General features: G+C 64.2%; 26 protein-coding genes. 15 read left to right on the top strand and 11 right to left on the bottom strand.

The window, feature by feature from the left end; genetic code table 11:
* Positions 1 to 12 precede the first annotated feature (12 nt).
* Complete coding sequence (locus ACSSVY_RS19480; protein ID WP_454271435.1) at positions 13 to 987, bottom strand: glutathione S-transferase family protein; 975 nt, start codon at positions 985 to 987, stop codon at positions 13 to 15.
* Between the two features lie 298 nt (positions 988 to 1,285).
* On the opposite strand from ACSSVY_RS19480, the gene ACSSVY_RS19485 reads away from it, so the two are divergent.
* The 15 genes from ACSSVY_RS19485 (at position 1,286) to ACSSVY_RS19555 (ending at position 17,396) form a co-directional block, all read left to right on the top strand.
* A complete protein-coding gene (locus ACSSVY_RS19485) occupies positions 1,286 to 1,507 on the top strand; it encodes a DUF6732 family protein (protein WP_454271437.1) in 222 nt (73 codons plus the stop codon).
* Complete coding sequence (locus ACSSVY_RS19490; RefSeq protein ID WP_454271438.1) at positions 1,504 to 2,772, top strand: sirohydrochlorin chelatase; 1,269 nt, start codon at positions 1,504 to 1,506, stop codon at positions 2,770 to 2,772. The genes ACSSVY_RS19485 and ACSSVY_RS19490 overlap by 4 nt, the downstream gene beginning before the upstream one ends.
* A 66-nt stretch (positions 2,773 to 2,838) precedes the next feature.
* A complete protein-coding gene (locus ACSSVY_RS19495; RefSeq protein ID WP_454271440.1) occupies positions 2,839 to 3,483 on the top strand; it encodes a precorrin-8X methylmutase in 645 nt (214 codons plus the stop codon).
* Complete coding sequence (gene cbiE, locus ACSSVY_RS19500; protein ID WP_454271441.1) at positions 3,480 to 4,691, top strand: precorrin-6y C5,15-methyltransferase (decarboxylating) subunit CbiE; 1,212 nt, start codon at positions 3,480 to 3,482, stop codon at positions 4,689 to 4,691. Before ACSSVY_RS19495 ends, cbiE begins: the two co-directional genes overlap by 4 nt.
* 53 nt (positions 4,692 to 4,744) lie before the next feature.
* On the top strand, positions 4,745 to 5,446 hold the full coding sequence (gene cobI / locus ACSSVY_RS19505; RefSeq protein WP_454271443.1) for a precorrin-2 C(20)-methyltransferase: 702 nt from the start codon (positions 4,745 to 4,747) through the stop codon (positions 5,444 to 5,446).
* Positions 5,437 to 7,254, top strand: coding sequence for a precorrin-3B C(17)-methyltransferase (gene cobJ, locus ACSSVY_RS19510; protein WP_454271445.1), 1,818 nt, complete (start codon positions 5,437 to 5,439; stop codon positions 7,252 to 7,254). The genes cobI and cobJ overlap by 10 nt, the downstream gene beginning before the upstream one ends.
* A complete protein-coding gene (gene cobM, locus ACSSVY_RS19515; protein ID WP_296634675.1) occupies positions 7,251 to 8,024 on the top strand; it encodes a precorrin-4 C(11)-methyltransferase in 774 nt (257 codons plus the stop codon). The genes cobJ and cobM overlap by 4 nt, the downstream gene beginning before the upstream one ends.
* Positions 8,025 to 8,185: 161 nt before the next feature.
* On the top strand, positions 8,186 to 8,758 hold the full coding sequence (locus ACSSVY_RS19520; RefSeq protein ID WP_454271446.1) for a helix-turn-helix domain-containing protein: 573 nt from the start codon (positions 8,186 to 8,188) through the stop codon (positions 8,756 to 8,758).
* A gap of 10 nt (positions 8,759 to 8,768) precedes the next feature.
* A complete protein-coding gene (locus ACSSVY_RS19525; protein WP_454271448.1) occupies positions 8,769 to 9,389 on the top strand; it encodes a LysE family translocator in 621 nt (206 codons plus the stop codon).
* Positions 9,386 to 9,760 (top strand): GFA family protein, encoded by a 375-nt coding sequence (locus tag ACSSVY_RS19530; protein ID WP_454271450.1) that lies wholly within the window; start codon positions 9,386 to 9,388, stop codon positions 9,758 to 9,760. Before ACSSVY_RS19525 ends, ACSSVY_RS19530 begins: the two co-directional genes overlap by 4 nt.
* 11 nt (positions 9,761 to 9,771) lie before the next feature.
* Positions 9,772 to 12,216, top strand: a complete 2,445-nt coding sequence (locus ACSSVY_RS19535; RefSeq protein ID WP_454271452.1) for a GcvT family protein — start codon at positions 9,772 to 9,774, stop codon at positions 12,214 to 12,216.
* Positions 12,213 to 13,283, top strand: a complete 1,071-nt coding sequence (locus ACSSVY_RS19540) for an alcohol dehydrogenase catalytic domain-containing protein (protein ID WP_454271453.1) — start codon at positions 12,213 to 12,215, stop codon at positions 13,281 to 13,283. Before ACSSVY_RS19535 ends, ACSSVY_RS19540 begins: the two co-directional genes overlap by 4 nt.
* Positions 13,280 to 14,176 (top strand): homocysteine S-methyltransferase family protein, encoded by an 897-nt coding sequence (locus ACSSVY_RS19545; protein WP_454271454.1) that lies wholly within the window; start codon positions 13,280 to 13,282, stop codon positions 14,174 to 14,176. The genes ACSSVY_RS19540 and ACSSVY_RS19545 overlap by 4 nt, the downstream gene beginning before the upstream one ends.
* 30 nt (positions 14,177 to 14,206) lie before the next feature.
* Complete coding sequence (locus tag ACSSVY_RS19550) at positions 14,207 to 16,654, top strand: GcvT family protein (protein WP_454271455.1); 2,448 nt, start codon at positions 14,207 to 14,209, stop codon at positions 16,652 to 16,654.
* 97 nt (positions 16,655 to 16,751) lie between these two features.
* The gene (locus ACSSVY_RS19555; protein WP_454271456.1) at positions 16,752 to 17,396 is read left to right on the top strand and encodes a pseudouridine synthase; all 645 of its coding nucleotides are present in this window, start codon (positions 16,752 to 16,754) and stop codon (positions 17,394 to 17,396) included.
* On the opposite strand, the gene ACSSVY_RS19560 is transcribed toward ACSSVY_RS19555, so the two are convergent.
* From ACSSVY_RS19560 to ACSSVY_RS19605, 10 genes are read right to left on the bottom strand one after another with little or no spacing between them, the layout of a single operon-like run.
* Positions 17,368 to 18,441, bottom strand: a complete 1,074-nt coding sequence (locus tag ACSSVY_RS19560; protein WP_454271458.1) for a 3-carboxy-cis,cis-muconate cycloisomerase — start codon at positions 18,439 to 18,441, stop codon at positions 17,368 to 17,370. The genes ACSSVY_RS19555 and ACSSVY_RS19560 overlap by 29 nt on opposite strands.
* Complete coding sequence (pcaD, locus tag ACSSVY_RS19565) at positions 18,438 to 19,226, bottom strand: 3-oxoadipate enol-lactonase (RefSeq protein ID WP_454271460.1); 789 nt, start codon at positions 19,224 to 19,226, stop codon at positions 18,438 to 18,440. Before pcaD ends, ACSSVY_RS19560 begins: the two co-directional genes overlap by 4 nt.
* On the bottom strand, positions 19,223 to 20,056 hold the full coding sequence (locus ACSSVY_RS19570; RefSeq protein WP_454271462.1) for a 3-keto-5-aminohexanoate cleavage protein: 834 nt from the start codon (positions 20,054 to 20,056) through the stop codon (positions 19,223 to 19,225). The genes pcaD and ACSSVY_RS19570 overlap by 4 nt, the downstream gene beginning before the upstream one ends.
* Before the next feature lie 7 nt (positions 20,057 to 20,063).
* Complete coding sequence (gene pcaG, locus ACSSVY_RS19575) at positions 20,064 to 20,663, bottom strand: protocatechuate 3,4-dioxygenase subunit alpha (protein WP_454271463.1); 600 nt, start codon at positions 20,661 to 20,663, stop codon at positions 20,064 to 20,066.
* 2 nt (positions 20,664 to 20,665) lie between these two features.
* Complete coding sequence (gene pcaH, locus ACSSVY_RS19580; protein WP_454271465.1) at positions 20,666 to 21,388, bottom strand: protocatechuate 3,4-dioxygenase subunit beta; 723 nt, start codon at positions 21,386 to 21,388, stop codon at positions 20,666 to 20,668.
* Entirely contained in the window at positions 21,385 to 21,768 is a 384-nt protein-coding gene (gene pcaC, locus ACSSVY_RS19585) for a 4-carboxymuconolactone decarboxylase (protein ID WP_454271467.1), read from the bottom strand. The genes pcaH and pcaC overlap by 4 nt, the downstream gene beginning before the upstream one ends.
* Positions 21,765 to 23,651, bottom strand: coding sequence for a bifunctional sugar phosphate isomerase/epimerase/4-hydroxyphenylpyruvate dioxygenase family protein (locus ACSSVY_RS19590; protein ID WP_454271469.1), 1,887 nt, complete (start codon positions 23,649 to 23,651; stop codon positions 21,765 to 21,767). The genes pcaC and ACSSVY_RS19590 overlap by 4 nt, the downstream gene beginning before the upstream one ends.
* On the bottom strand, positions 23,648 to 24,511 hold the full coding sequence (locus tag ACSSVY_RS19595; RefSeq protein WP_454271471.1) for a shikimate dehydrogenase family protein: 864 nt from the start codon (positions 24,509 to 24,511) through the stop codon (positions 23,648 to 23,650). The genes ACSSVY_RS19590 and ACSSVY_RS19595 overlap by 4 nt, the downstream gene beginning before the upstream one ends.
* Positions 24,508 to 26,010, bottom strand: a complete 1,503-nt coding sequence (locus tag ACSSVY_RS19600) for a tripartite tricarboxylate transporter permease (protein ID WP_454271473.1) — start codon at positions 26,008 to 26,010, stop codon at positions 24,508 to 24,510. Before ACSSVY_RS19600 ends, ACSSVY_RS19595 begins: the two co-directional genes overlap by 4 nt.
* The gene (locus ACSSVY_RS19605) at positions 26,010 to 26,585 is read right to left on the bottom strand and encodes a tripartite tricarboxylate transporter TctB family protein (RefSeq protein WP_454271474.1); all 576 of its coding nucleotides are present in this window, start codon (positions 26,583 to 26,585) and stop codon (positions 26,010 to 26,012) included. The genes ACSSVY_RS19600 and ACSSVY_RS19605 overlap by 1 nt, the downstream gene beginning before the upstream one ends.

The following is a 26,585-nucleotide window of genomic DNA, read 5'->3' on the forward strand; positions in this document are numbered from 1 at the left end:
GCCGGGACTGTCTCAGCCCCGGCCGTGTGGCATCTCGAGGTCTAGCACCGGGTTGATCGGGATGATCCGGTTCGGATTGATCGTATCGTGGCTGTAATGATAATGCCGGACGATATGGTCGAAATTCACGGTCTCACGCACCCCCGGCCATTGGTAGAGTTCGCGCAGATAGCCCCAGAGATTGGGGTAATCGACGATCCGCGCCCGGTTGCATTTGAAATGCAGGTGATAGACCGGATCGAACCGGATGAGGGTGGTAAAGAGCCGCCAATCGGCCTCTGTCACACGGTGCCCCATGAGATAGCGGTTTTGAGCCAAGTGGTTTTCGAGCCAATCGAGGCTGTCGAAAAGGGGGTATACGGCCGCCTCATAGGCATCCTGCGTGGTAGCAAAACCCGCCTTGTAGACGCCGTTGTTGATGGTGTCGTAGATACGCTGGTTTATCGGCTCAATGGCGGCGCGCAGGTCTGTGGGCCAAAAATCAAGCGTGTTGCCGGTGATCCCGTCAAAGGCGGAATTGAACATGCGGATGATCTCGGCGCTTTCGTTGGAGACGATGGTCTCGCGCTCTGTGTCCCAGAGGATCGGCACGGTGACGCGGCCTGAAATCTTGGGGTCTGCCTTGCGGTAGATGTCGCGGGCGAAGGGCAGACCATAGAGCCGGTCGCCCGTGGCGCCGGGGAAATCGGTGCAGAATTCCCAGCCCTCCGAGAGCATGTCGGGATGCACGACCGAGACGCCGATGTGATCCTCCAGCCCTTTAAGCGCGCGAAAGATCAGGGTGCGATGCGCCCAGGGACAGGCCAGCGACACATAGAGGTGATAGCGCCCGCTCTCTGCCTTGAACCCGGCCTCGCCCGAGGGACCGGCGCTGCCGTCTGCGGTGATCCAGTTGCGGAACTTCGCCGTCGAGCGCACGAATTTGCCGCCTGTCGAGTCGGTGTCATACCAGGTGTCTTGCCATTCTCCGTTGACCAGTTGGCCCATGTTCAAAGTCTCCTCTTTGTCCATAACCTAGGGCCGGGGGTGCGGGTCGGAAATGCACAGCACCGCGCAGTCGCCGTGCAGGTCTGCACATGTCGCGAACGGGGGCGGGGGCTTCGTTTCTTCGTTTGCAGCCGCGCGGGCCAGCGCCTATAACCGGGCGATGACGAAGCCCGCGACCGGGCCGGAAAGGTGTGCGACGATTGGCTGACCCATGTCGGGGGCGGATCGCGCGTCGTCGGGGCCTGTGGCCCGCCGCCCCTTTTCGCCCTGTCGCGCGACCGAGGATAAGGGGACTGCCATGCGATTTGCCACCATTCTGACCGCGCTCTTGAGCGGCACCGTTGCCCATGCCCATCCGGGCCATCTGGCCGAGGTTGCCGGGCATGGCCATTGGTTGGGAGCCGCGGCGCTTGGGGCAGCGATCGCGATTGGCCTCTGGTCCGGGCTGCGGGCGCGCAAGGATCGCGCGGCGGACGAGGCCGAGGATGAGGCCACAGAAGAAGAGCCGCAGGAGGCATGAGAATGGTCAAGACGGGTGTGATGATCTGCGGGCATGGCTCGCGCAGCCAATCGGCGGTCGATGAATTCAGCGTGTTGGCGGATAAACTGCCGGGCTATCTGCCCGATGATTGGCTGATGGAATACGGCTATCTGGAGTTTGCCAACCCGGTGATCCGCGACGGTCTGGACCGTCTGCGCGCGGCGGGGTGCGAGCGGATTTTGGCGGTGCCGGGGATGCTCTTTGCCGCGATGCATTCCAAGAACGACATTCCCACCGTGCTCAACACCTATGCTGCCACCCATGGCATCGAGGTGCGGTATGGCCGCGAATTGGGGGTGGACCCCAAGATGATCGCCGCCGCCGGGGCACGCATCCGCGAGGCGATTGACCGCGCCAATGTGAAACATGGCGAGGTTGGCCTGCATGACACCTGCCTTGTGGTGATCGGACGCGGTGCGTCGGACCCGGATGCCAATGCCAATGTCGCCAAGATCGCGCGCCTGTTGCACGAAGGCCTCGGCTTTGGCTGGTGCGAGGTGGGTTATTCCGGTGTGACCTTCCCGCTGGTGGAACCCTGCCTGCAACATGTGGTCAAGTTGGGGTACAAACGCGTCGTGGTGTTTCCCTATTTCCTCTTTTCCGGCATCCTGATTGACCGCATCTATGGCTTTACCGACCGCGTCGCGGCAGAGCATCCGGGCATGCAATTCGTCAAGGCCGGCTATCTGGGTGATCATCCCAAGGTTTTGGAAACCTTTGCCGAGCGTGTGACCGAGCAACTGAGTGCAGTGCCGCCGCCCAATTGCGGCACCTGTCAGTATCGCACGCAAATCCTCGCCATCGAAGGCGGGGCGGTGCAGCGCATCACGCCCGAACAGCGCGCCGCCCTGGCCGAGGCACGGGGCGCGGGCCATCCCGCCTTTGGCGATGTGCCGCCGCCCACCTGCGTTATGTGCAAATACCGCACGCAGGTCTTGGGTTTCGAGGCCGAGGTGGGCGCGGTGCAAGAAAGCCATCATCACCATGTCGAAGGGCAAGGTGCCTCTGCGCCCGGCTCGAACGTGGCGGATTGCACGCTCTGCGATACCTTCTGCACCGGGCTCTGCCGGTTGGAGGCGCAGGCCAAGCACCACCATGACCATGATCACGGGCATCACCATCACCACGATCATAATCATGATCACGGGCATGATCACCATCATGATCACGACCACCACCACGCGCCCTATCCCCATGCCCGCCATCCGCATGGGCCAGAGAGCGCGCGGCGGACCAAGGTCTGAGCACGGCTTCTTCTTGGTGAAAATACTCCCGCCGGAGGCTCTGACGCTCGCGGCATTCGCAAAGGCATGACAGTGCGCCCCTATGAAAAGAACCCCTCTGCCATCTACGAGATGAGCTTTGCCACGGTGCGCCAAGAGGCGCGGCTCGATCGGTTCGGCCCTGGCATGGAGGCGCTCGCGATCCGGCTCATTCATGCCTGTGGTATGGTCGAGGTGGCAGATCGGCTGGCGTTTTCAAGCGGGGCCTATGCGGCGGGTCATGCCGCCTTGCAGGCTGGTGCGCCCGTGTTTTGTGATTGCGAGATGGTGGGGGCGGGGATCATCCGCCGCTACCTGCCCTGCCAGAACGACGTGGTCGTGACGCTGAACGACCCGCGGGTGCCGGGCATTGCGGCGGGGATCGGCAATACCCGTTCGGCGGCGGCCGTTGAATTGTGGGCGGAACGGCTGGAGGGGGCTGTGGTGGCAATCGGCAATGCGCCCACCGCGCTCTTTCATCTTCTCGAACTGCTCGACGAGGGCGCGCCGCGTCCGGCGCTGATCCTTGGCTTTCCTGTCGGGTTCGTCGGGGCCGCCGAGAGCAAAGCCGAACTCGCGGACAACCCGCGCGGCTGCGAGTTTGTCGCCCTGCGCGGACGGCGTGGCGGGTCGGCGATGGCGAGTGCGGCGGTCAATGCGCTGGCGGCCGGGTTACCGGAGGTGGGCGCGTGACGGGCGGACTAGACCCTTGGCTGCATATCGTGGGCGTTGGCGAGGATGGGATGGCGGGGCTCTTGCCTGCCTCCCGTGCCATTGTCGAGACGGCAGAGGTGATCGTGGGCGGCGAGCGGCATCATCAACTTTCCGAGGCTGTGCGCGCCGAGCGGATTGCCTGGCCGTCGCCATTTGATGCGTTGACGGACCTCTTGGCCGGGTTGCGCGGGCGGCGTGTGGTGGTGTTGGCCACGGGCGACCCGCTGTGGTTCTCCGTGGGCGCGCGGATCGGGCGGAGCTTGCCGCCCTCCGAGATCGTCTATCATCCGCAGCTCTCGGCCTTTCAACTTGCCGCCGCGCGGATGGGGTGGAGCATGGCGGATCTTGAGACGCTGACCGTACACGGCCGGCCTGTCGAGCAGATGATCGCCTTCATCCAGCCCGATGCGCGGCTCTTGATCCTGACCACCGGGGCTGAGACGCCCGCGCAGATTGCGCGGTTTCTGACCGAGCGGGGATTCGGGCAATCGCGGATGACGGTGCTGGCCAATATGGGCGGGGCCGAGGAGGCGCGGTTTGACGGGCTGGCCGAAAGCTGGGCGCATGTGGTGCCGCCGTTCAACACGCTGGCAGTCGAGTGTGTGGCAGCACACGATGCCGCGCTGATGCCCCGAGTGCCGGGATTGGCGGATGATCTCTTTCAACATGACGGCACCATGACCAAGCGCGAGGTGCGCGCCGCCACGTTGGCCAAGCTGATGCCGATGCGCGGCGCGCTCTTGTGGGATATCGGCACCGGTTGTGGATCTGTCGCGGTGGAGTGGATGCGCGGCGCGCGCTATGCCCGCGCGATTGGCATTGAGCCGCGCGCGGATCGGCGCGCGATGGCGGCGGCGAATGCCTTGGCGCTTGGGGTGCCACGGCTGGAATTGATCGAGGGGCGGGTGCCCGAGGCGTTGGCGGGGCTTGATGCCCCCGATGCGGTCTTTATCGGCGGTGGGCTATCAGAGGCAGTTTTTGACGCAGCCTGGCGCGCGCTGCGGCCTTTGGGGCGGCTGGTGTGCAATGCCGTAACGCTGGAGAGTGAGGCCGTCCTGGTGGCGCTTTACAAGCGCCACGGCGGCGAGTTGGTGAAATTGCAGGTCAACCGGGCCGAACCGGTGGGGGGGCTGACCGGTTGGCGGCCGCTCATGCCGGTCACGCAATGGAGCCTCGTGAAGCGATGAGCGGCGGGCGTTGGAATTGAGTATTTTTGGAACGATGAAAGGCGGGCGCGCGCATGGCTGGTAAGCTCTTTGGCGTGGGTCTGGGGCCGGGCGATCCGGAGTTGATGACGCTGCGCGCGCATCGGCTGATTTCGACTGCGCGGGTCGTGGCCTATCCGACATTGGCGGGCGGCGAGAGTTTTGCCCGTGCGATTGCCGCCGGGGCGATTGCGCCGGGCGCGCGGGAGATCGTGATGGACGTGCCGATGACGGTCGAACGGGCCCCGGCGCAGGCGGCCTATGACCGGGGGGCCGCCGAAATCGCCGAAGCGCTCGATGCAGGTGACGATGTGGTCTGTCTTTGCGAGGGCGATCCGTTTTTCTATGGATCTTTCATGTATCTCTTTGCCCGGCTGAGTGGGCGCTATGAGGTCGAGGTGGTGCCCGGTGTGACCTCGATTGCCGCCTGTGCGGCGCGGGCGGGGCGGCCACTGGTCGCGCGCAATGAGCGGCTGACGGTGCTGCCGGGGCCGCTGCCCGAGGCGGAGTTGCGGGCGCGGATCGAAGGGGCCGAGAGTGTCGCCATCATGAAGGTGGGGCGGCATCTGGCCAAGATCCGGGCGGTGATCGACGATCTGGGGCTGACCGCGCAGGCGGTCTATGTCGAACGCGCGAGCCTGCCCGAAGAAGTGGTCTGCCCTCTGGCGCAAGCCCCTGAAAAGGCGCCTTATTTTTCAATGATTCTGCTCACGAAAGGGGCCGATCCATGGCTGTGAGACCTGTTGTTCTGGCGCTGAGCCGCTCTAGTGAGGCGGTGGCGCATCGCGTGGCGGAACTGATTGGCGGCGATGTGCATGGGCGCGAGGGGCGTGTGCAACAGGCTGCTGCGTGGTTTCCCAATGCGCTGGATCATGCGCGCGACCTCTTTGCCGCCGGGGTGCCGGTGGTGGGGGTTTGCGCGAGCGGGATTTTGATTCGGGCGGTTGCGCCGCTCTTGAGTGACAAGCGGGGCGAGCCGCCGGTGGTGTCGGTGAGTGACGATGGGTCTGTGGTGGTGCCGCTTTTGGGTGGGCATCGCGGTGCCAATCGTCTGGCGACGGTAATTGCCAAGGGATTGGGGGCCGTGGCAGCGGTGACGACGGCGGGTGATGTGGCGATGGGTGTGGCCCTGGATGCGCCGCCTCAGGGCTACCGGCTGGCCAATCCCGATGACGCCAAGGCGGCGATGGTCGCGATGCTGGCGGGCGAGGGTGTCAGCGTAACGGGTGAGAATATATTTGATATCAAGGATATGAGCGGCACTGTTGAGTTGGTGGTGAGCGAGGCGCCGGTTGCGGGCAATGATCGGCGGCTGGTCTATCATCCACAGCGTTATGCCCTTGGTTTGGGCTGTGCGCGGGGGTGTGACACGGAGGAACTGTGGGATCTGGTCTGTCGGACGCTGGAGGAGGCCGGGATTGCGCCGGGGGCGGTGGCCTGTGTGGCGTCGATTGACCTCAAGGCCGATGAAGGTGCGATGAATGTGGTGGCGCGGCGGTTGGGCGTGCCGTTCCGCCTGTTCACGGCGGCGGAGTTGGAGGCCTATGCCGGGCAGTTGGCGAACCCGTCTGAGGTGGTCTTTGCCGAGGTCGGATGCCATGGCGTGTCTGAGGGGGCGGCGCTGGCCTGTGGTGGTCAACTGGTTGTAGAGAAACGAAAAACTGCCAACGCGACCTGTGCCCTGAGCCGGTCCGAGGCGGTTATAACTGAGATGCCGGGGCGGGCGCGGGGACGGTTGAGCGTGCTGGGCATTGGCCCCGGTCAGGCGAGTTGGCGGACGCCGGAGGTGTCGCGGCTTGTCGCTGAGGCTGACGAGTTGGTGGGGTATGGCCTCTATATTGACCTCTTGGGACCCTTGGCGGCGGGGAAGAGTCGCAGCGATTTTCCGCTGGGAGGCGAGGAGGCGCGGTGCCGTTATGCGCTGGAGCAGGCAGGGCAGGGAAAGAACGTTGCGCTGATTTGTTCAGGAGATGCAGGTATTTACGCGATGGGGGCGTTGGTTTTCGAGTTGCTCGACCGAGGCCCGGAGGCGCTAGGGGTGAGTGATGCGGCGCGGCGGGTTGAGGTTGTGTGCTCGCCCGGTGTGTCGGCGCTTCAGGCGGCGGCGGCGCGGGCGGGGGCGCCACTTGGGCATGATTTCTGCACGATTTCGCTCAGTGACCTATTAACGCCGCGCGAAGATATCATTCGGCGGTTGAATTCTGCGGCAGAGGGCGATTTTGTGATCGCTTTCTACAATCCGGTGTCCAAGACGCGGCGGACTTTATTGTCCGAGGCGCGGGATATTTTGCTGAAACACCGCCCGGCGGATACGCCGGTGCTGTTGGCAAGCTCGCTCGGGCGGCCCGAAGAATCCATACGCTACAGGCGCTTGGCCGATTTGCAGGTGGATGAGGTGGATATGTTAACGGTCGTGCTGGTGGGGTCCTCGAACAGCCGTCTGGCGCAGTTGGGCGAGGGGCCGCGCATGTTCACGCCGCGCGGCTATGCGCGCAAGATTGATGGTGATCTGGCTGAGGTCAGAACAGGGAAGGCATTGAAATGACGGTCTATTTCATCGGTGCGGGGCCGGGTGATCCGGAGCTTTTGACCAAGAAGGCGGAGCGCATCATCGGGCAATGCCAAGTCTGCCTCTATGCCGGGAGTCTTGTGCCGGCCGAGGTTGTGGCCGGTGCGCCCGAGGGGGCGCTGGTGATGGACACCGCGCCGATGACGCTGGAGGATACCCACGCGGTCATTTTAGAAAGCCATACCAAGGGCTTGGACGTGGCGCGGGTGCATTCGGGCGATCCGTCACTCTATGGTGCGATTGCGGAACAAATTCGTAAACTTCGGGCTGATGGCATTGAGTATCAGATCATTCCGGGGGTTCCGGCCTATGCGGCGGCGGCGGCGGCGTTGGGGCAGGAATTGACCGTGCCGGAGATCGCACAAAGCATTGTTTTGACACGGGTTTCCATGAAATCCACGTCGATGCCCGAGGGTGAGACGCTGGAGAATTTCGCGCGCACCGGGGCGACGCTGGCGATTCACCTTGGTATCCGTAACCTACGGGAAATACACAGAATTTTGGCGCCCTACTATGGGGACGACTGTCCTGTGGTGGTGGCCTACCGGGTGGGGTGGCCGGATCAGATGTTTATCCGGGGCACGCTTGCGGACATTCACGCCAAGGTCCGAGCCGAGAAGATCACCCGTACAGCCTTGATTCTGGTGGGAAAAGTTCTGGGCGAGATCACTGATTTCAAGGATAGCGCGCTCTATGATCCGGGTGTGCCGCATGTGCTGCGGCCCAAGGTGGCGGCGAAGGCCTAGACCTTACGTTTCGTAAGGTTTGTAAGGGGATTTTGTAAGGTCGGCGCAGGCGTTGCGCGCGGGTGCGCGCGTGCCTGCAAATTCTTCGTGAAATATCAGTTGATTTTTTCACGGAATCGGCGCAGCGTGAAAATTGAGCAGAATTTTTCACGAGACCCCCGATGCATCAGAGTGAGATCAATGCGATGCGCAGCCTTGGCGCGGACCTGCGCGCCTTGCGCAAGGCGCGCGGGCTGACGCTGGCGGCGCTGGCCGAGATGCTGGGGCGGTCGGTGGGCTGGCTGAGCCAAGTCGAGCGCGATCTGTCGGAGCCGTCGATCAGCGATCTGCGGCAGGTGGCCGAAGTGTTGGGCGTGCCGATGTCGTTGCTCTTTGGCCATGCGAGCGCGCCCGCCGAGGAACAGGGCTATGTGGTGCGGGCAGGCGCGCGGCGGCCGATGGGGTCGGGGGAGGAGGGGTTGATCGAGGAGTTGCTCTCACCGGACTTGACGGACGATTTCGAGGTGATCCATTCGACCTTTCGCCCCCGGTCCAAGATGCAGCGCCCGGCGCAGCGCCCGACGCAGGAGGTGGGCTATATCCTGTCAGGGCGGCTCGATCTGAGCATCGGTGGGCGGACATTCACCGTCGGTCCCGGCGACAGTTTCCGGTTTCGCGGCGAGCCCTATGGCTGGGCCAACCCCTATGACATCCCTTGCGTGGCGATCTGGGTAATCGCCCCGCCAGTGTATTGAGGGGCAGGACATGAGCTATCACGCCTGGACCGTGTTTGCGCTCTTCTGGGTGGTGTTTGTCACCACGCCGGGGCCGAATGCGGTCAATTGCATCACCAACGGCATGACCATCGGGTTTCGGCGCAGCCTGTGGGGGGTGTTGGCGATCCTGACGCAAGCCACTCTGTTCCTGAGCCTGTCGGCGGCGGGGGTGACGGCGCTGATTGCGGCCTCGCCTGTGGCGTTTCAGGTGGCCAAGCTGATCGGGGCGGGGTTCCTGATTTACCTCGGGGTGCGGGGCTGGATTCTGGCGCGGCGGCCTGTTGAAGCGGGCGCGGCACCGGGCGGATCGGTCTATTGGCGGGCCTTGGCGATTGCCACGATCAACCCCAAGAGCGTGGCGGGGTATCTGGCGGCGTTTAGCCAATTCGTGCAGCCCGATGTGCCGATTGGCGCGCAGATGTGGGTGATTTTCCCCACCGCGCTGAGCCTCACGACGCTGAGTTATCTGGGGTATACTGCTCTTGGGGCGGGTCTTGGCCGCGCCGCGTTGGGCGCTGTGTTCAACGTCTGGCTGCGGCGGGGGATGGCCGCCTGTTTCGTGATCTATGGCGTGGCCTTGGGCAGCGCCTCAACACCTGGGAGGGGATGATGCTGACAGGATCGTGTCTGTGTGGAGATGTGACATTTACGGTGGCGGCCGCGCCTGAGGGGGTGAGCGCCTGTCATTGCGGGCAGTGCCGCAAGCAATCGGGGCATGTCTGGGCCTCGGCCTATGTGGCGGCGTCGGATTTGAGTATTTCAGGACCGGTGAGTTGGTATGAGGCGAGTGAAATCGCCAAGCGCGGGTTTTGTCCCAAGTGTGGCTCGTTCCTGTTCTGGAAGGCGCATGATGAGGACACCATGAGTTTCGCGCTGGGGGCGCTGGAGGCGCCGACCGGGCTGCGGTTGGAGAAGCACATCTTTGTCAAGGACAAGGGTGATTATTACGACATCGCGGACGGCGTGCCGCAGACGGATTGAGGACGAAAAGAATGGCGGAATTTCCGGGCACGGCGCGGGTTGTGATCATCGGCGGGGGCGTGGTGGGCGCGTCCTGTCTCTATCATCTGGCCAAGGCTGGGTGGGCGGATTGCGTTCTTTTGGAAAAGAACGAGTTGACCGCTGGCAGCACCTGGCATGCGGCGGGCAATGTGCCGACGTTTTCGACAAGCTGGTCGGTGATGAACATGCAGCGCTATTCCACCGAGCTCTATGCGCGGCTGGGGGCGGAGGTGGGGTATCCGATGAATTACCACCAGACCGGCTCGATCCGGCTGGCGCATAGCCGCGAGCGGATGCAGGAATTCCAGCGTGCGCGGGGGATGGGCAAGTATCAGGGGATGAACCTTGATATTCTGGGCGTGGACGAGATCAAGGCGCGCTATCCGTTTCTGGAGACGCATGATCTCGCGGGGGCGCTCTATGATCCCAATGATGGCGATATTGATCCGGCACAGGTGACGCAGGCGCTGGCCAAGGGGGCGCGCGACATGGGCGCGACGATCCTGCGGTTCACGCCCGCGACCGGGGTGCGGCGCGAGAATGGGGAATGGATTGTTGCCACCGAGAAGGGCGAGATCCGCTGTGAGTATGTCGTGAACGCCGCCGGATACTATGCGCAGCGGGTGGGCGAATGGTTCAAGCCCTATGGCGGGCGCACGGTGCCGATGATGGTGATGAGCCATCAGTATCTCTTGACCGATGAAATCCCGGAACTGGAGGCGTGGAGCCGGGAGCAGGGGCATAAATTGCCGCTGCTGCGTGATGTCGACAGCTCCTATTACCTGCGACAGGAGAAATACGGTCTGAACCTTGGCCCCTATGAGCGCAATTGCAAGGCGCATTGGGTGAAGCCTGAGGACCCGATGCCGGAGGATTTCAGCTTTCAGCTTTACCCTGACGATCTGGAGCGGTTGGAGTGGTATATCGAGGATGCGATAGCGCGGGTGCCGTTGCTGGGGGAGGCGGGGATTTCCAAGGTGATCAATGGGCCAATCCCCTATGCGCCGGATGGTCTGCCCTTGATTGGCCCGATGCCGGGGGTGCCCAATGCGTTCGAGGCCTGCGTCTTTACCTTTGGCATCGCGCAGGGCGGCGGGGCCGGCAAGGTGCTGGCGGAATGGGTGACGGAAGGCGCGACCGAGTGGGACATGTGGGCCTGTGACCCGCGCCGCTATACCGATTACACCGATCCTGAGTATTGCGTGGCCAAGGGGATGGAAGTTTACGGGCATGAATATGCCATGCATTTCCCGTGGCACAGATGGCCTGCGGCACCGGATCGCAAGGTGTCGCCGGTGCATGACCGTGTGAAGGCATTGGGCGGTGTGATGGGGGTCTATAACGGTTGGGAGCGGGCCAATTGGTTTGCAAAGCCGGGCGATGACACGTCAGAGGCGGCGACGCAGACATGGGACCGCGCGGGCCCTTGGGAGGCGCGTATCCGCGAGGAATGCGAGGCGGTGCGGGATGCCTGCGGCGTGCTCGATCTGCCGGGGTTCACGCGGCTTTGGATCGAGGGGGCGGGGGCCGACGACTGGCTGCGCCGCTTTGTGACCGGGGGATTGCCCAAGGTGGGGCGGATGAACCTGGTTTACGTCGCCGACACGCGGGGGCGGATCGTGACCGAGTTTTCCTGTATCCGGCTGCAAGAGGACAGTTTCGTGCTGATCACGGCGGCCACGGCGCAATGGCATGACGGCGAGTTGGTGCGCCGCGCGCTGCCCGAGGGACTGAGCCTGCGCGAGACCACGACGGAGCGCGATGCGCTGCTTTTGGCGGGGCCGAAGAGCCGCGAGATTCTGGCAGGGCTGACCGATGCCGATCTGAGCCTGCCCTGGCTGAGCCATCAGCATGCGACCGTCGCGGGGCAAAAGGCGTTTTTGATGCGCGTGAGCTTTACCGGCGAATTGGGCTGGGAAATCCATGCCGAGAATGCGGCGATCCCGGCGATTTATGAGGCGCTGATGGGTGCGGGGGTGAAGCCCTTTGGCATGTTCGCGCTGAATAGTTTGCGGATCGAAAAGGGCTATCGCGCGTGGAAAGGCGATCTGAGCACCGATTATTCGATGCTGGAGGGGGGACTTGAGCGGTTCGTCAAATTCGACAAGCCGCAGGATTTCCCCGGCAAGGCGGCGATTTTGGCTGAAAAGCAGCGGGGCGTGCAGAAACGCTTTGTCACGCTGATCGTCGAGGCCAAGTCGGCGGATGCGCCCTATATGTCGACGCTCTGGCATGACGGGCAGATCGTGGGCGAGACCACGAGCGGTGCCTGGGGTTACCGGGTGAATGCCAGCGTGGCCTTGGGCATGCTGCGCGCCGATCTGGCGGTGCCGGGGACCGAAATCGAGGTGGAGATTTACGGGGAGCGCTGCCGGGCGGTTGTGCAGCCCGATGCGCCCCTCTGGGATCCGGAGAATGAGCGGTTGCGTGCATGACCCTGCCTGAAACCATGCGCGGCGTGTATCTCACCCGTCATGGCGGACCTGAGGCGTTGCAGTGGCGCGCGGATATTCCGGTGCCACGGCCCGGCCCCGGCGAGGTGCTGGTGCGGGTGCGGGCGGCGGGGGTCAACAACACCGATATCAACACCCGCGAGGGCTGGTATGCGGCGGAGGTGACCGGGGCCACGGGCGAGACAGGTGACGGTGTGGAGCGTGGCGGCTGGGCGGGCGCGCTGGCGTTTCCGCGCATTCAGGGCGGTGATCTCTGCGGCGAGGTGGTGGCACGGGGGCCGCAGGTCGAGACCCCGGCGCTGGGCGCGCGCGTCACCTGTCCCATCAACATTCCGCGCCCGACCGAGGAAAATCCGTTCGGGTTCATCGCGCTGGGTTCTGAGATTGACGGGGCCTTTGCCGAGTATTGCCTGATGCGGGCTGATGACCTCTATGATGTGAGCGATGTGCCGCTCTCGGATATTGAGATTGCGGCGCTTCCTTGTGGTTTTGGCACGGCGCTGGGCCTCTTGGAACGGGCGGGGGTGGGGCCGCGCCAAGAGGTGTTGATCACCGGGGCCTCGGGCAATGTCGGCCTTGCGGCGGTGCAGATTGCCGCCGCCTTGGGCGCGCATGTGACCGGCATCGCCGCGCCTGCCAAGGCGGCGATACTGCGCGCGGACGGCGCGGCGGAGGTGATCGCGCGCGACGCCCCACTGTCTGAGAACCGCTATCATGCGGTGATCGACCTTGTGGGGGGCGCGGGCTTTGCAACGCTTATCGACGCGCTGCGCCCCGGTGGGCATTATGCCGTGGCGGGGGCGATTGCCGGGCCGATGGTCACTGCCGATCTGCGGCGCATCTATCTGCGCGATATCACGATCCACGGCTGCACCTATCAGGCGCCCGAGGTCTTTGCCCGGTTGATCGAGCTGGCGCGCGCGGGCCGCCTCCACCCTCGGATCGCCGCCACCTATCCATTGCGTAACATCGCCCGTGCGCAGGCGGATTTTCAGGCCAAGACCCATGCTGGGAAATTGGTGCTTTTGCCCCCGGAGGATAAAGAATGACCGAAATCACAGTGCTCGATGGGTCCATCGGGCAGGAATTGGTGAAACGCTCGGGCGACCGGGCGACGCCGCTCTGGTCGACGCAGGTGATGATTGACCATCCCGGGATCGTACGCGCGGTGCATGACGATTATTTCGCGGTGGGGGCGACGGTGGCCTCGACCAATACCTATGCGGTGCTGCGTGACCGTTTGGCGCGGGTGGGATTGCAGGATGAGGTAGCGCGGCTCACGGATGTGGCGGTGTCGGCAGCGGTGGCGGCGCGGGATGCGCATGGATCGGGTCGGGTGGCAGGGGCGATCGGGCCGCTGGTGCAATCCTATCGCCCGGACCTCTGCCCGCCCAGCATGGAGGCGGCGGCGGCCTATGCCGAGAATGTGGCGCTGCTCAGGGATCGGGTGGACCTGATCCTGCTGGAAACCATGGCCTCGGTCGATCAGGCGCGCGGTGGGTTGATGGCGGCGGGGCTGAGTGGCCTGCCGGTCTGGCTGGGCGTCACGGTGATGGATGACGATGGCACGCGGCTGCGCTCGGGCGAGGCGCTGGGTGATCTGGCAGGGCTGGTGGCCGAGTTTGCGCCGGAGGCTGTCTTGATCAACTGCACGCGGCCGGAATCCGTGGCGGCGGGGCTGGAGATCGTGCGCGGCTTTGGCCTGCCGTTTGGGGCCTATGCCAATGGGTTTACCTGTATCAGCGCAGGCTTTCTGGGCGCGGCTCCCACGGTGGATGCGCTGGAGCAGCGGAGCGATCTGAGCCCCGCCGCCTATGCCGAGTTTGCGATGGGGTGGGTCGGGCAGGGGGCCAGCATCGTCGGCGGCTGCTGTGAAGTGGGGCCTGCGCATATCGCGGAACTGGTGCGGCGGTTGCGGGCGGCCGGGCATGACATCGTCTAAGACTTTTATCATTATATCATGGGGTTATGAATGACCGATCTTCCAACTCAGGCCCGTGTGGTCATCATCGGGGGCGGCGTCGTGGGCTGCTCTGTTGCCTATCATCTGACCAAGCTGGGCTGGCGTGATGTGGTGCTCTTGGAGCGCAAGCAGCTCACCTCGGGGACTACATGGCATGCGGCGGGGCTGATCGGGCAATTGCGCGCAACGGCCAATATGACGCGGCTCGCGCGGTATTCGGCGGAGCTATATACCGGGCTTGAGGCCGAGACGGGCGTTGCCACCGGGTTTCGGCAGGTGGGATCGGTGTCGGTCGCGCTGACGTCCGAGCGGCTGGAGGAACTCAAGCGCAATGCCGCGATGGCGCGGGCGTTTGGCGTGCCGGTCGAGGAGATGAGCCCGAGTGAGATCAAGGTGCGGTATCCGCATCTCAACCTTGAGGGGGTGACGGGCGGGGTCTGGTTGCCCACGGACGGGCAGGCGGACCCGGCCAATATCGCGCTGGCGCTGGCAAAGGGGGCGCGCAACCGGGGCGCGCGGGTGCAGGAACGGGTCAAGGTCACGGGGATTGCCCGCGCGGGGCGGCGCGTGACCGGGGTGGATTGGCAGGGCGAGGATGGCAGCGCGGGCCATATCGCCTGTGAGATGATCGTCAATTGCGCGGGCATGTGGGGGCATGAGGTGGGTCGGATGGCGGGCACCAATGTGCCGCTGCATGCCTGCGAGCATTTCTATATCGTGTCCGAGCCGATTGCGGGATTGACGCAATTGCCGGTGCTGCGGGTGCCCGATGAATGCGCCTATTACAAGGAAGATGCAGGCAAAATCATGCTGGGCGCGTTCGAGCCGATCTCGAAACCTTGGGGGATGAATGGCATTCCCGAGAGTTTCGAGTTTGATCAACTGCCCGAGGATTTCGACCATTTCGAGCCGATATTGGAGGCGGCGGTGAACCGGATGCCGATGCTGGCGGAGGCGGGAATTCACACGTTCTTTAACGGTCCGGAAAGCTTTACTCCCGATGATGCCTATCATCTGGGGCTTTGCCCCGAGATGGACAATGTCTGGGTTGCCGCCGGGTTCAATTCCATCGGCATCCAGTCGGCCGGGGGGGCGGGTCATGCGCTGTCACTCTGGATGGAGGAAGGGGCGCGACCGTTTGATCTGGGTGATGTGGATGTGGCGCGCATGCAGCCCTTTCAGGGCAACAAGCGCTATCTCTTTGAGCGGTCCACGGAGACGCTGGGCCTGCTTTATGCCGATCATTATCCGTATCGGCAAAAGGCCACGGCGCGCGGTGTGCGGCGCACGCCGTTTCATGCGCAGCTCTTGGCCCAAGGCGCTGTCATGGGCGAATTGGCGGGCTGGGAGCGGGCCAATTGGTATGCCGATGCCGGGCAGGAGCGAGAGTATCAGTATTCGTGGAAACGGCAGAACTGGTTTGAGAATGCCGGGGCCGAGGTGCGGGCCATTCGCGAGGCGGTTGGCATGTATGACATGTCGAGTTTCGGTAAGCTGCGGGTTGAGGGTGCTGGTGCCGAGGCGTTTCTGAACCATGTCTGTGGGGCAGATATGTCTGTGGCGCCGGGGCGGATTGTCTATACGCAGTTTCTGAATGCCAAGGGCGGCATCGAGGCGGATGTGACGGTCACGCGGCTGAGCGAGACCGCCTTTCTGGTGGTGACACCGGCGGCGACGCGACTGGCGGATGAAACCTGGCTGCGGCGGCATGTGGGGGAGCGTGCGGTGGTGATCACCGATGTGACCGCAGGTGAGGGCGTGTTGGCGGTGATGGGACCGAAGGCGCGCGATCTCATGCGCGCGGTCTCGCCCGATGATTTCTCGAACGCAAGCCATCCCTTTGGGCAGGCCCGGCAGATCGAGATTGGCATGGGCGTCGCGCGGGCGCATCGCGTGTCCTATGTGGGCGAGTTGGGATGGGAGATCTATGTGAGCGCCGAGATGTGCGGCCATGTGTTCGAGGTGCTGCACGCGGCGGGTGCGGATCATGGGCTGAAGCTCTGCGGGATGCATGCGATGGACAGTTGCCGGATCGAAAAGGCGTTCCGGCATTTCGGCCATGATATCACCTGCGAGGATCATGTGCTGGAGGCGGGGCTTGGCTTTGCCGTGGCCACGGGCAAGGCCGATTTCATCGGGCGCGATGCCGTTCTGCACAAGAAGGAGACGGGGCTGGAGCGGCGGTTGGTGCAGTTTCGGCTGACTGACCCTGAACCGATGCTCTATCACAACGAGCCGCTTCTGAGGGATGGCGAGATCGTGGGCTATCTGAGTTCGGGGGCCTATGGGCACCATCTGGGGGCGGCGATGGGCATGGGCTATGTGCCCTGCAAAGGGGAGAGCGTGGAGCAGGTTTTGGCGTCCTCTTACGAGGTGGATGTGGCCGGGGTCAGGGTGAAGGCAGAGGCGTCGCTCAGGCCGATGTATGATCCCAAATCCGAGCGCGTGAAGGCGTGAGCAGGGTGGGGGGCCAGCCCCCCACGCCCCCCGGAGTAATTAGGGAACGACGAAAGCGGGAGTGGTCATGGCGTGGCGGGTCGTGTAAGGCGCGGCCATGAGTGACTATGATCCGCCGACCGATCCGCTTGAGGTGCTGCATGACGATCACGAGATCGTCGTGGTGAACAAGCCTGCGGGGCTCTTGAGTGTGCCGGGCAAGGGCGAGCATCTGGCCGATTGCCTGATGGCGCGGGTCAAAGATGTGTTTCCCACCGCGCTCTTGGTGCATCGGTTGGACCGCGATACGTCGGGCGTGATGATCTTTGCGCTGACGCCGCATGCACAGCGGCATCTGGGGCTACAATTCGAGAAGCGGCAGGTGCGCAAGACCTATGTGGCGCGGGTTTGGGGGCGGTTGGAGCCGCAGGAGGGCGTGGTTGATCTGCCGCTCATCGTGGATTGGCCCAATCGTCCGTTGCAGAAGGTCTGTCACGAGACCGGGCGCGCGGCCTTGACCGAATGGCGGGTGCTGCGTGCGGGCGACGAGGAAAGCCGGGTGCGGTTGAGCCCCAAGACCGGGCGGAGCCATCAGCTGCGGGTGCATATGCTGGCGCTGGGCCATGTGATTTTGGGCGATCCGCTCTATGCGAGCGGGGCGGCGCGGGACTATCCGCGCCTGATGCTGCATTCCGAAGAATTGCGGCTGCGCCATCCCGATGGCGGGGCCGGGGTCAAGTTTCGGGTGGCGGTGCCGTTCTGAGGCCGATGTGGGTCACGGCGTGACAAAGCTCTGATGCGGCGGTGAGGGCGCGGCCTGTGGCCTGCGCCATGTGCGGCAGGACCATCCATTCCAGCGCCCAAGCCGTGCCCGAGCGTTCCTGTTCATGGATCACCGCGTGATGCAGGGCAGAGACCTGCACCGCGTTGAAGCGGCCAAGGGTCACCAAAAGCTCTGCTAAAATAGGGTTCTGCTTGTGCGGCATGGCCGAGGAGGTGCCGGTGCCGGAGAGATGGATTTCGTCGAAGCCTTGCTGCGCCATCAGGGCAACATCCTGTCCCATCTTGGCGAGCGTGCCGGAGATGAGCGAGAGGGTGCTTGCGTAATCGGCGAGACCGTCGCGCGTGGCGTGCCAGCAGGTGGGCGGATTGCCGAGGCCCAAGGCATTGGCCAGATGCGCCGCGATGCGGGGGGCATCGGCGCCCATGGCGGCGCGGTCGCCAGCGGCGCCGCCGAATTGCAGGAGCGCGACGCCGTCGGTCGCACGGGCCAAGCGGGTGCGATGGGCCGAGAGCGGCGAGATCCAAGGGCGCAGGCGGTCGCGCACGCGAATGGGCATGGCGGCCTGCATCCGGGTGCGGCCCATGAGCGGGTTGGCCCCGAAGCGGTGGTCGAGATCTGCGAGGGCGGATTGCAGGCTGGCGAGGCGGTGATCGAGGAGTTTGGTGGTGGCCTGAAGGGTGAGGGCAAGCGCCGTGTCGAGCACGTCTTGCGATGTGGCACCCTGATGCACGGCGGTGGGGTCGGGGGCGGTTGCCTTGAGCAGGCTGACAAGGGCCGGGATGGGCAGGCCGTCGCGGGCGGTGCCGGTGGCCAGCGCCGTGAGGTCGGGGGTGATGCCGAGGATATGGCGGGCGGTTTCTTCGGCTGTGCCTGCGTCGATGCGGCCGACATGACCCAAGGCGCGGGACCATTCGGCCTCGAACCGGAGCATGTGCTGCAGTTGCGTGTCGGGCGACCAGAGTGCGGCAATCTCGGGATCGCCGAAGAGCGCGCCGAGCCAAGGGTGATCGAAAACGCCGGTCATGGGAGCGTGCCGTAGAGGTCGCGCAGGAGCGAGGTGAGGCGATCGGGGGTCTCGATGCAGGGCAGGTGGCCGACACCGTCGAGGCAGGTGTAGCGCGCGCCGGGGATCATCTTGGCCAGCGCCTCGACCAGCGGTGGCGGGGTTGCGCCGTCCTGTGCGCCGGATACGCAGAGGGCGGGGAGGCGCAGGCGCGCGGTGCTGGCGGTGAGGTCGGCGTCGCGGATTGCGGCGCAGGTGGCGGTGTAGCCATCGGCGGGCGTGCGGATCAGCATTTGACGCCAGCCCGAGAGCGCCACGGGATGGGCGGCGCGCCAATCGGGGGCGAACCAACGCTCAAGAATGGCGTCGGCCATGGCCGCGATGCCGCTGGTCTGGACGGTGTTGATGCGCATGTTCCATGCCTCTGCCGTGCCAATCTGTGCCCCGGTGTTGCACAGCATCAGCCCTGCCACAAGATCGGGGCGCTGATGGGCCAGCGATTGCGCGATCATGCCGCCCACCGAGACACCGCAGATCAGGGCGTCTGAGAGGTGCAGATGGTCCATCAGCGCAGCAAGGTCAGTGGCAAGGGTGGCGATGGTGATGGGCCCCTGTTCGCTGAGGCCGTGGCCGCGTTTGTCCATGGCGAGGGTGGGGATTTCGGGGGGCAGTTGGTGGCGCACCGCGTCCCAGATGCGCAGATCGGTGCCGAGGGAATTGGCGAAGACAATGGCGCGGCGGGCGGGGTCGCCTGCGTGATGGTGATAGTGGAGTGTGACGTCCTGGGGCCGGGCAAAGCGGGTCATGCCGGGGGCCTCAGCCCGAGGATGGCGCGCGCCTCTTGCCATGTGGCGACGGGGCGCTCGTATTTCTCGCACAGGTCCGCTGCGCGCCGCACGAGGGCGGCGTTGGAGGGGGCGAGGCGGTCTCGGTCAAGGCGCACGTTATCCTCAAGCCCGGTGCGGGTATGACCGCCCTTGGCGATGCACCATTCGTTGAGTGTAAGCTGGGCGGGGCCGATGCCCGCACCGCACCACTGGGCATCGGGGGCGAGGCGGTGGAGGGTTTCGATGTAGAAATCGAGCACGCGCTCGTCGGCGGGCATGGAATTTTTCACGCCCATGACGAATTGCACATAGAGCGGCGATTTCAGACGCCCGTCCTTGGCCATGGTGCAGGCTTGGATCACATGGCCGAGGTCAAACGCCTCGATCTCCGGCTTGACGTCATGGGCCATCATTTCGGAGGCGAGCCAGTCCACGAGATCGGGGCTGTTTTCATAGACGCGGGTGGGGAAGTTGTTGGACCCCACCGAGAGCGAGGCCATATCGGGGCGGAGTGGCAGCATGCCGCCGCGCTCATGCCCGGCACCGGAGCGGCCGCCGGTGGAAAGCTGGATGATCATGCCGGGGCAATGCTGCTCCAGCCCTTCCTTGAGGCGGGCGAACCGCTCGGGGTCAGAGGTGGGGCGGCCTGCGTCGTCGCGCACATGGCAATGGGCGATGGTGGCCCCGGCCTCGAACGCCTCATGGGTGCTTTCGATCTGTTCCGAGATCGTGATCGGCACGGCGGGGTTGTTGGCCTTGGTGGGAAGCGAGCCGGTGATGGCGACACAGAGGATGCAGGGGTTGGTCATGGCGGCCTCAGACATCGAAAAAGACGGTTTCGGCGTCGCCCTGAAGGCGGATGTCGAAATGGTAGGTGGAGCCATCGGCGCGGGCGATGAGAGTGGCGCGGCGGTGGGCCTGTTCCACGAGGTTGAGGACCGGGTCGGCGGCGTTGGCTTGCGCTTCATCGCCGAAATACATGCGGGTGTTGAGGCCCACGTTTAGCCCGCGCGCGACGAGCCAGAGGTTGAGATGCGGCGCCATGGGCCGGGCGTTGCGGCCCATGACGGGGCCGGGTTTGACGGTGTCAAAGCGGAATTGCCCGGTTTCGAAATCGGGAACGATGCGGCCCCAACCGCGAAAGCCCTCCTCGACCTCGCCTGCACCGGGATAGACGCCTGCGGCATTGGCCTGCCAGACCTCGATCAGCACGTCCTTGACCGGGGCGCCGGTGCCGTCGGTGACGGTGCCGGTGACGGTGATGAGCGTGCCTGTGGCGTTGGGACCGGCAATGTCGCGGCCAAGTTCGGTGGCGTAGATGTCAAAGCCCGCATCGCCGGGGGCGAGGCCGATGTGGACATAGGGACCGGCAGTTTGCGAGGGGGATTCCTTGAGGTAGTCAAGCGGTTGGGCCATGGTCAATTCCCCTCGGGTCGGTTTTCGAAATAGGTGGAGCGGGTGCCGCGCAGCACGATGTCGAATTTGTAGGCAATGGCATCGAGTGGGACGGAGGCATTCATGTCGAGCGCCGCGACGAGTTGGTCGATGGCGCGGGGGTCGGGGATGGTCTGGACGATGGGGCATTTGGCAATCAGCGGATCGCCCTCGAAATACATCTGGGTGATGAGGCGCTGGGCGAAGGCTGTGCCGAAAACCGAGACATGGATATGCGCGGGCCGCCAGTTGTTGACCCAGTTGCGCCACGGGTAAGCGCCGGGTTTGATGGTGCGGAACACGTAAAAGCCGTTCTCGTCGGTCAGGGTGCGCCCGCAGCCGCCGAAATTGGGATCAATCGGGGCGAGGTAGCTGTCCTTTTTGTGGCGATAGCGGCCACCGGCATTGGCCTGCCATATTTCCACGAGCGTATGGGGCACGGGGCGGGCGTTTTCATCGAGCACGCGGCCATGCACGATAATGCGCTCGCCGATGGGATCGCCGCCATGGGCGTAGTTGCGGATGAGGTCATTGTCGAGCGGGGCGATGTCATTGTGCCCGAACGTGGGCCCGGTCAGTTCGCTGGCCGAGGTCTGAAGGGACAGGAGCGCGAAACGGGGCGACCGGGCGACGGAGGTTTTATAGTCGGGTGTCAGGGCGGGCGGGTGCCATGTGCGGTCGCGCTGAAAGAGGTCTGTGGCGGTCATTGTCTGTCCCTTTCCATCTCTGCAAACGTGTCTTTGGCCAGTTTGATGGCGTGATTGGCTGCCGGAACACCGGCGTAGATCGCGACATGCTGGAACGCCTCGATCACGTCGCGGGGGGTGGCGCCGGTGTTGGCGGTGGCGCGGATGTGCATCGGGATTTCCGCGAAATTGCCGGTGGCGGCGAGCAGCGCCAGCGTGAGCATCGAGCGTTCACGCAGGGTGATGCCATCGCTGGCCCAGACCGTGCCCCAAGCGGATTCGGTGATGAGGGTCTGAAAGGCCGCGTCGAACTCGGTCTTGGCGGCCTCGGCGCGGTCAACATGGGCGTTGCCCAGAACGCGACGGCGCACGGCCATGCCAGTGCTGTATCGGTCGGTCATCGTTTCGGTATCCCCTTGTGGCGCATGAGGCGTTTTTGGGCGGCGATGCGGAAGGGGGCGTTGGGCGCGCCATAGCCCTGATAGCCGCCCGCGCGCTCTACGATTTCAAAGAACATGCCGCCTGCGTAGGGGCGCGAATAAAGCTGATAGAAGGCACCTGTTGCATCCTCGTCATAGAGGATATTGCCCGCTTCGAGCCGCGCCAGAAGGTCGGGGGCGAGATCGAAACGCGCCGCGAGATCGGCGTAGTAATTGGGCGACATGGGCAGAGGTTCAAAGCCGCGCGCGGTGAGGGCGCTTGCGGTGGCAAAGATATCATCTGTGGCCAGTGCGATATGCTGGACCGACGCGCCAAAGCTGTCGGCGAGGAAATTGCCCGCCATGGTGCGGTGGGTTTCCGCGCCGTTGAGCGTGATGCGGAACGCGCCGTCCGGGGTTTCCAACGCCTGAGAGCGCACGAGGCCATCGGGATCGACCACATCGACCATGGGGGATTTGCGCATGTCAAAGAGCGTGGTGTAAAACAGCGACCACGAGAGCATCTGATCATAGCTCATGGTTTGTGCCAGATGGTCGATGCGGGTGAGGCCCGCGCCGGTTTGGGCGGGCTGGTCGGGGGTGAATTCGACCGACCAGACATCGCTCAGACCGCTTTTGTCGTCGATGAAATGCAGCACGCTGCCGCTGAGGCCACGGATGGCGGGAATGTCCAATTCGCCGGGGCCAAGCGGCTGTGAGAAGGGATGCGCGCCTAGGCCCGTGGCGCGGGTGACAGTGGCGGGGGCGTCGTTTACGCTGAGGCCCACATCGCAGACGGTGGTGCCGTGCATCGTATAGGCGCTGCTGGCATAGCCGGTGGTCTCTCGGTTCACGACGATGCGAATATCACCTTGGGTCCAGAGCGAGAGCTGTTTCGAGATATGGCGGCCTGCCGGGGTGAAACCGAGGGTTTGCAGGAGGGATTCGAGCGCTGTCGCCTCATCCCCGCGCGTGGCGAATTCGACGAAGGACACGCCCCTGACCTGCGCGCGGGCGGGCATTGCGGGCAGGTTCAGGGCGGTGTCGGGTTCCCGTCTGCGCACATCGTCAAGGAGGGCTGTGAGCGAGCGATAGCCGTCTTCGGCCACGGTGCGGGTGCTGCCGCCGCGAAACTGGTCGTTGAAGATTTCGAGCGAGATGGGACCAGCGTAGCCGGTGGCGACCACGGCCTGCATGAAGCCGGTCACGTCAAGATCGCCTTCGCCGGGCATGTTGCGGAAATGGCGGGACCAATAGAGCAGGTCCATGTCGATGCGGGGGGCGTCGGCGAGTTGGACAAAGAATATCTTGTCGCCGGGGATGCGGCGGATGGTGTCGGGGTCGATTCCGCGCCCGAGGGTGTGAAAGCTGTCGAGGATGAGGCCGACATGGGCGTGATCGGCGCGGCGCACGATTTCCCAGGCATCGCGGTGATCGTTGACATGGCGGCCCCAAGCGAGCGCCTCGAAGCCCACGCGCAGGCCGCGTTTTGCCGCGCGTTCTCCGAGTTCGTGAAAATCCTCGGCGGCGCGGTCTATGCCGCCCAGTGATTGCGGATGGCAGGAGGAGCAGACCAGAATGAGGTCAGTCCCGAGTTCCTGCATCAGGTCGAATTTGCGCTCCGCCCGGTCGAACGCCTTGGCGCGCAGGGGGGCGGGCAGGCCTTCGAAATCGCGGAAGGGTTGGAACAGGGTGATCTCAAGCCCCATGGAGCGGATCATCTCGCCCACCTCGCGGGGGGCGCCGTCATGGGCGATGAAATCCTGCTCGAAGATTTCGATGCCGTCAAAGCCTGCGGTGGCGATGGCCTCGAGTTTCTCGGGCAGGCTTCCGGAGACGGAAACGGTGGCGATGGAGGTTTTCATGGGGCATCCCCTTCGATAGCGGTGCGCAGGGCGGGCTCGTCCAGCGGCGTGTCGGTGAAGATCGCCCAGGCATCGACGCCCTGACCAAAGAAAAGCTCGTAGCCCGAGATGATATGCAGCCCGGCGGCGGTGGCATCGTGCAGGAATGGGGTATCGACGGGGGTATAGACTGCATCAAAGGCCCATTTGGCCCCAGTCATGGCGGTGGGGGGCAGGGGGGTGCCGCCGATGCCGACCATCCCGAGAGGCGTGCAGTTGATAAGGCCATCGGCCCCATTGGCGGCGGCGATGGGATCGGTCGAGACCTCGATTTTTGTGTCGGTGCCAAGGGCGCGGAGGCTAGAAGCCAGTGCCTCGGCCTTAGCCGGGTCGAGATCGACGCAGCGGATGGCGGTGGCGTTGAGGCCGATGAGGCCGAAGGCCACCGCCTTGCCCACGCCGCCCGTGCCGATGAGGCAGACGGTGCCGGGATTGGCGGTGCCCAGACCTGCGCGATAGGCGCGCATGAAGCCGGTGTAATCGGTGTTGAACCCCTGCGGGCCGTCCGCGTCAAAGACCACGGTATTGACCGCGCCGATGGCGCGCACCAGCGGGTCGGAGACGGTGACGCGGCGGGTCACGAGTTCCTTGTAAGGGTAGGTGATGTTGAGGCCACGATAGCCGGTTGCCTGCGCCTGATCGAACACCTCGTCAAAGGTGAGGTGCAGGTCTCGGGGAATGAGGCGGTCGTAGGTGACGGTGAGGCCGGTCAACTGCCCGGCGGTGACATGCAGCCGGGGGGATTTCGAGCGGGTGATATTGTCGCCGATGAGGCCGAGTTTGACAGTGCGTGTATGGGTGCGTGTGCAAGTCATGGTCATGCCTTTCGGAAGAGGCGGGTTTTCAGGGCGGTCCAGAGCGGTGTCTGGCTGACGAAGATCAGGATCACCGCCGCGAAAAGGGTGAAGGAGAGGGGGCTGGTGAGGATGCCTTCGAAGAAGCGGCCCAAGTCCTCGCGTTCCGAGATGATGGCGCGACGCCAGTTGTCATCCAAGAGCCGCGACAGGATCACCCCGAGGATGACGGGGCCAAGCGGATAGCCGTAGTGGCGCATGAAGTAGCCAAAGACGCCAAAGCCCAGCATCCAGTAGACATCCGAGATCGAATTGTTGACTGCATAGGCCCCGACGATGGACAGCAAGAGAATGAGTGGGATGATGACGGAGCGCGGCATTTCCACGATCTTGGTAAAGATGCGGATGCCGGTGAGGCCAAAGATCAGCATGAAGATATTGGCCATGAAGAGCGCGCCGACGATGAACCAGAACATATCGGGCTGATCCACCATCAGCATCGGGCCGGGGTTGAGCCCGTGGATGAAAAGCGCGCCGATCATGATGGCGGTGACGGCGTCGCCGGGGATGCCCAGCGTCATCATCGGGATGAAGGCCCCGCCCACGGCGGCGTTGTTTGCGGTTTCAGGTGCGACGAGCCCCTCCATCGCGCCCTTGCCAAAGGGCACCTTGGGGTTCTTGGTCACGCGCTTGGCGTGGTCATAGGCCATGAGGGCCGCGATATCGCCCCCCGTGCCGGGCAATGCGCCGATGATCACGCCGATGGTCGAGGTTTGCAGCGAGAGCGGCAGGTATTTGCGGATCACGCCAAAGGAGGGCACGATCTTGGTGATCTTTTGGCGGACGGCGGTCTTGTCGACGTTCTGAAGCTGCAAGAGCGCCTCGGACACGCCGAACATGCCGATCATCACGGCGATGAAGGAAATTCCGCCCTCCATCAGTTGCAGATCGAAGGTGAGGCGTTCGGTGAAGGTGAGCGGATCACGCCCGACCGCGCCGATGGCAAGCCCCAAAGCCCCGGCAAAGATGCCCTTGACCAGAGAGCCGGACGAGAGTGAGCCGACCAGAAGGATGCCCAGAACCGCGAGCAGCATATAGTCGCGCGGTTGGAATTTCAGCGCGAAGACTGAGACATAGGGGGCGGCGAGGGCCAGCACGAGGATGCCGATCAGCCCGCCGAAAAAGGACATGACGGTGGTCACGCCGATGGCCTGCCCCGCCTCGCCGCGCTGGGCCATGGGGTAGCCATCCATTGCGGTGGCAATGGCCGAGGGCGCGCCGGGAATGTTGAGCAGGATCGCCGTGCGCGAGCCGCCATAGACGCCGCCCATGTAGATGCCGACCATGAGGGAAATCGCCGGATAGACCTCCCATGAAAACGTAAAGGAAATGAGGATCGACACGGCCATTGTGACCGAGAGGCCGGGAATGGCCCCGATATAGATGCCTGCAAAGGTGCCGATGGCGACCAGAAGCAGCAGATCAGGTTGGGTAAAAACCGTGAGCAGGGCCAAGAGAGTGTCCATTACGAGCCCTTCCCGGACAGAAGGTTGCGGAAAAGCTGGATGAATTCCGCCTCGGGCACGACGCCGGAGGGCAGCAGCACGGTAAAGATCACGCGGAATACGATCCAGATTACGGCAAGCGCGCCGAGGGCTGTGAGGATGGTCCGGGGCCAGCCCCAGCCGGACAAGAGCCGGATTGCGGCAATCAGAAAGAGGGCTGCGGTGGGCAGGAACCCGAGAGGTTTCAGAAGCAGGCCAAAGATCACGAGGAAGCCTACGAAGACGAGGACCGTCACCGGCAGGATATCGCGCCTCAGGGTTTCAGTCGTGACCTTTGGCAGGCGTGCGGTGCGCCATGCGACGATGAGGGCCGAGATGAGCATCACGGCGGTCGTGGCCATGGGCACGGAACCGGGTGCGGAGAGCGCCTCGAACCCTGAAATCGCATAGGCGTTGTAGAGAAGGATCGCGCTGGCAAGGCTGAGGAAGAGGGCAAAGCCCAGTTCGCCGGGTCTGCGTTTGGCGTCATACCCGCCGGGTGTTGCGTCGGACGTACCGTCGTGGTGGTCCTGATCGCCTCTGAATTCGGGGTCCAT

It is taken from the genome of Roseovarius sp. MBR-51 (genome assembly GCF_053628575.1).

Excerpts from the sequence above, each read along its gene's own strand:
- ACSSVY_RS19480 (WP_454271435.1), bottom strand. The coding sequence starts at position 987 with ATGGGCCAACTGGTCAACGGAGAATGGCAAGACACCTGGTATGACACC.
- ACSSVY_RS19485 (WP_454271437.1), top strand. The coding sequence starts at position 1,286 with ATGCGATTTGCCACCATTCTGACCGCGCTCTTGAGCGGCACCGTTGCC.
- ACSSVY_RS19490 (WP_454271438.1), top strand. The coding sequence starts at position 1,504 with ATGAGAATGGTCAAGACGGGTGTGATGATCTGCGGGCATGGCTCGCGC.
- ACSSVY_RS19495 (WP_454271440.1), top strand. The coding sequence starts at position 2,839 with ATGACAGTGCGCCCCTATGAAAAGAACCCCTCTGCCATCTACGAGATG.
- cobI (WP_454271443.1), top strand. The coding sequence starts at position 4,745 with ATGGCTGGTAAGCTCTTTGGCGTGGGTCTGGGGCCGGGCGATCCGGAG.
- cobJ (WP_454271445.1), top strand. The coding sequence starts at position 5,437 with ATGGCTGTGAGACCTGTTGTTCTGGCGCTGAGCCGCTCTAGTGAGGCG.
- cobM (WP_296634675.1), top strand. The coding sequence starts at position 7,251 with ATGACGGTCTATTTCATCGGTGCGGGGCCGGGTGATCCGGAGCTTTTG.
- ACSSVY_RS19520 (WP_454271446.1), top strand. The coding sequence starts at position 8,186 with ATGCATCAGAGTGAGATCAATGCGATGCGCAGCCTTGGCGCGGACCTG.
- ACSSVY_RS19525 (WP_454271448.1), top strand. The coding sequence starts at position 8,769 with ATGAGCTATCACGCCTGGACCGTGTTTGCGCTCTTCTGGGTGGTGTTT.
- ACSSVY_RS19530 (WP_454271450.1), top strand. The coding sequence starts at position 9,386 with ATGATGCTGACAGGATCGTGTCTGTGTGGAGATGTGACATTTACGGTG.
- ACSSVY_RS19535 (WP_454271452.1), top strand. The coding sequence starts at position 9,772 with ATGGCGGAATTTCCGGGCACGGCGCGGGTTGTGATCATCGGCGGGGGC.
- ACSSVY_RS19540 (WP_454271453.1), top strand. The coding sequence starts at position 12,213 with ATGACCCTGCCTGAAACCATGCGCGGCGTGTATCTCACCCGTCATGGC.
- ACSSVY_RS19545 (WP_454271454.1), top strand. The coding sequence starts at position 13,280 with ATGACCGAAATCACAGTGCTCGATGGGTCCATCGGGCAGGAATTGGTG.
- ACSSVY_RS19550 (WP_454271455.1), top strand. The coding sequence starts at position 14,207 with ATGACCGATCTTCCAACTCAGGCCCGTGTGGTCATCATCGGGGGCGGC.
- ACSSVY_RS19555 (WP_454271456.1), top strand. The coding sequence starts at position 16,752 with ATGAGTGACTATGATCCGCCGACCGATCCGCTTGAGGTGCTGCATGAC.
- ACSSVY_RS19560 (WP_454271458.1), bottom strand. The coding sequence starts at position 18,441 with ATGACCGGCGTTTTCGATCACCCTTGGCTCGGCGCGCTCTTCGGCGAT.
- pcaD (WP_454271460.1), bottom strand. The coding sequence starts at position 19,226 with ATGACCCGCTTTGCCCGGCCCCAGGACGTCACACTCCACTATCACCAT.
- ACSSVY_RS19570 (WP_454271462.1), bottom strand. The coding sequence starts at position 20,056 with ATGACCAACCCCTGCATCCTCTGTGTCGCCATCACCGGCTCGCTTCCC.
- pcaG (WP_454271463.1), bottom strand. The coding sequence starts at position 20,663 with ATGGCCCAACCGCTTGACTACCTCAAGGAATCCCCCTCGCAAACTGCC.
- pcaH (WP_454271465.1), bottom strand. The coding sequence starts at position 21,388 with ATGACCGCCACAGACCTCTTTCAGCGCGACCGCACATGGCACCCGCCC.
- pcaC (WP_454271467.1), bottom strand. The coding sequence starts at position 21,768 with ATGACCGACCGATACAGCACTGGCATGGCCGTGCGCCGTCGCGTTCTG.
- ACSSVY_RS19590 (WP_454271469.1), bottom strand. The coding sequence starts at position 23,651 with ATGAAAACCTCCATCGCCACCGTTTCCGTCTCCGGAAGCCTGCCCGAG.
- ACSSVY_RS19595 (WP_454271471.1), bottom strand. The coding sequence starts at position 24,511 with ATGACCATGACTTGCACACGCACCCATACACGCACTGTCAAACTCGGC.
- ACSSVY_RS19600 (WP_454271473.1), bottom strand. The coding sequence starts at position 26,010 with ATGGACACTCTCTTGGCCCTGCTCACGGTTTTTACCCAACCTGATCTG.
- ACSSVY_RS19605 (WP_454271474.1), bottom strand. The coding sequence starts at position 26,585 with ATGGACCCCGAATTCAGAGGCGATCAGGACCACCACGACGGTACGTCC.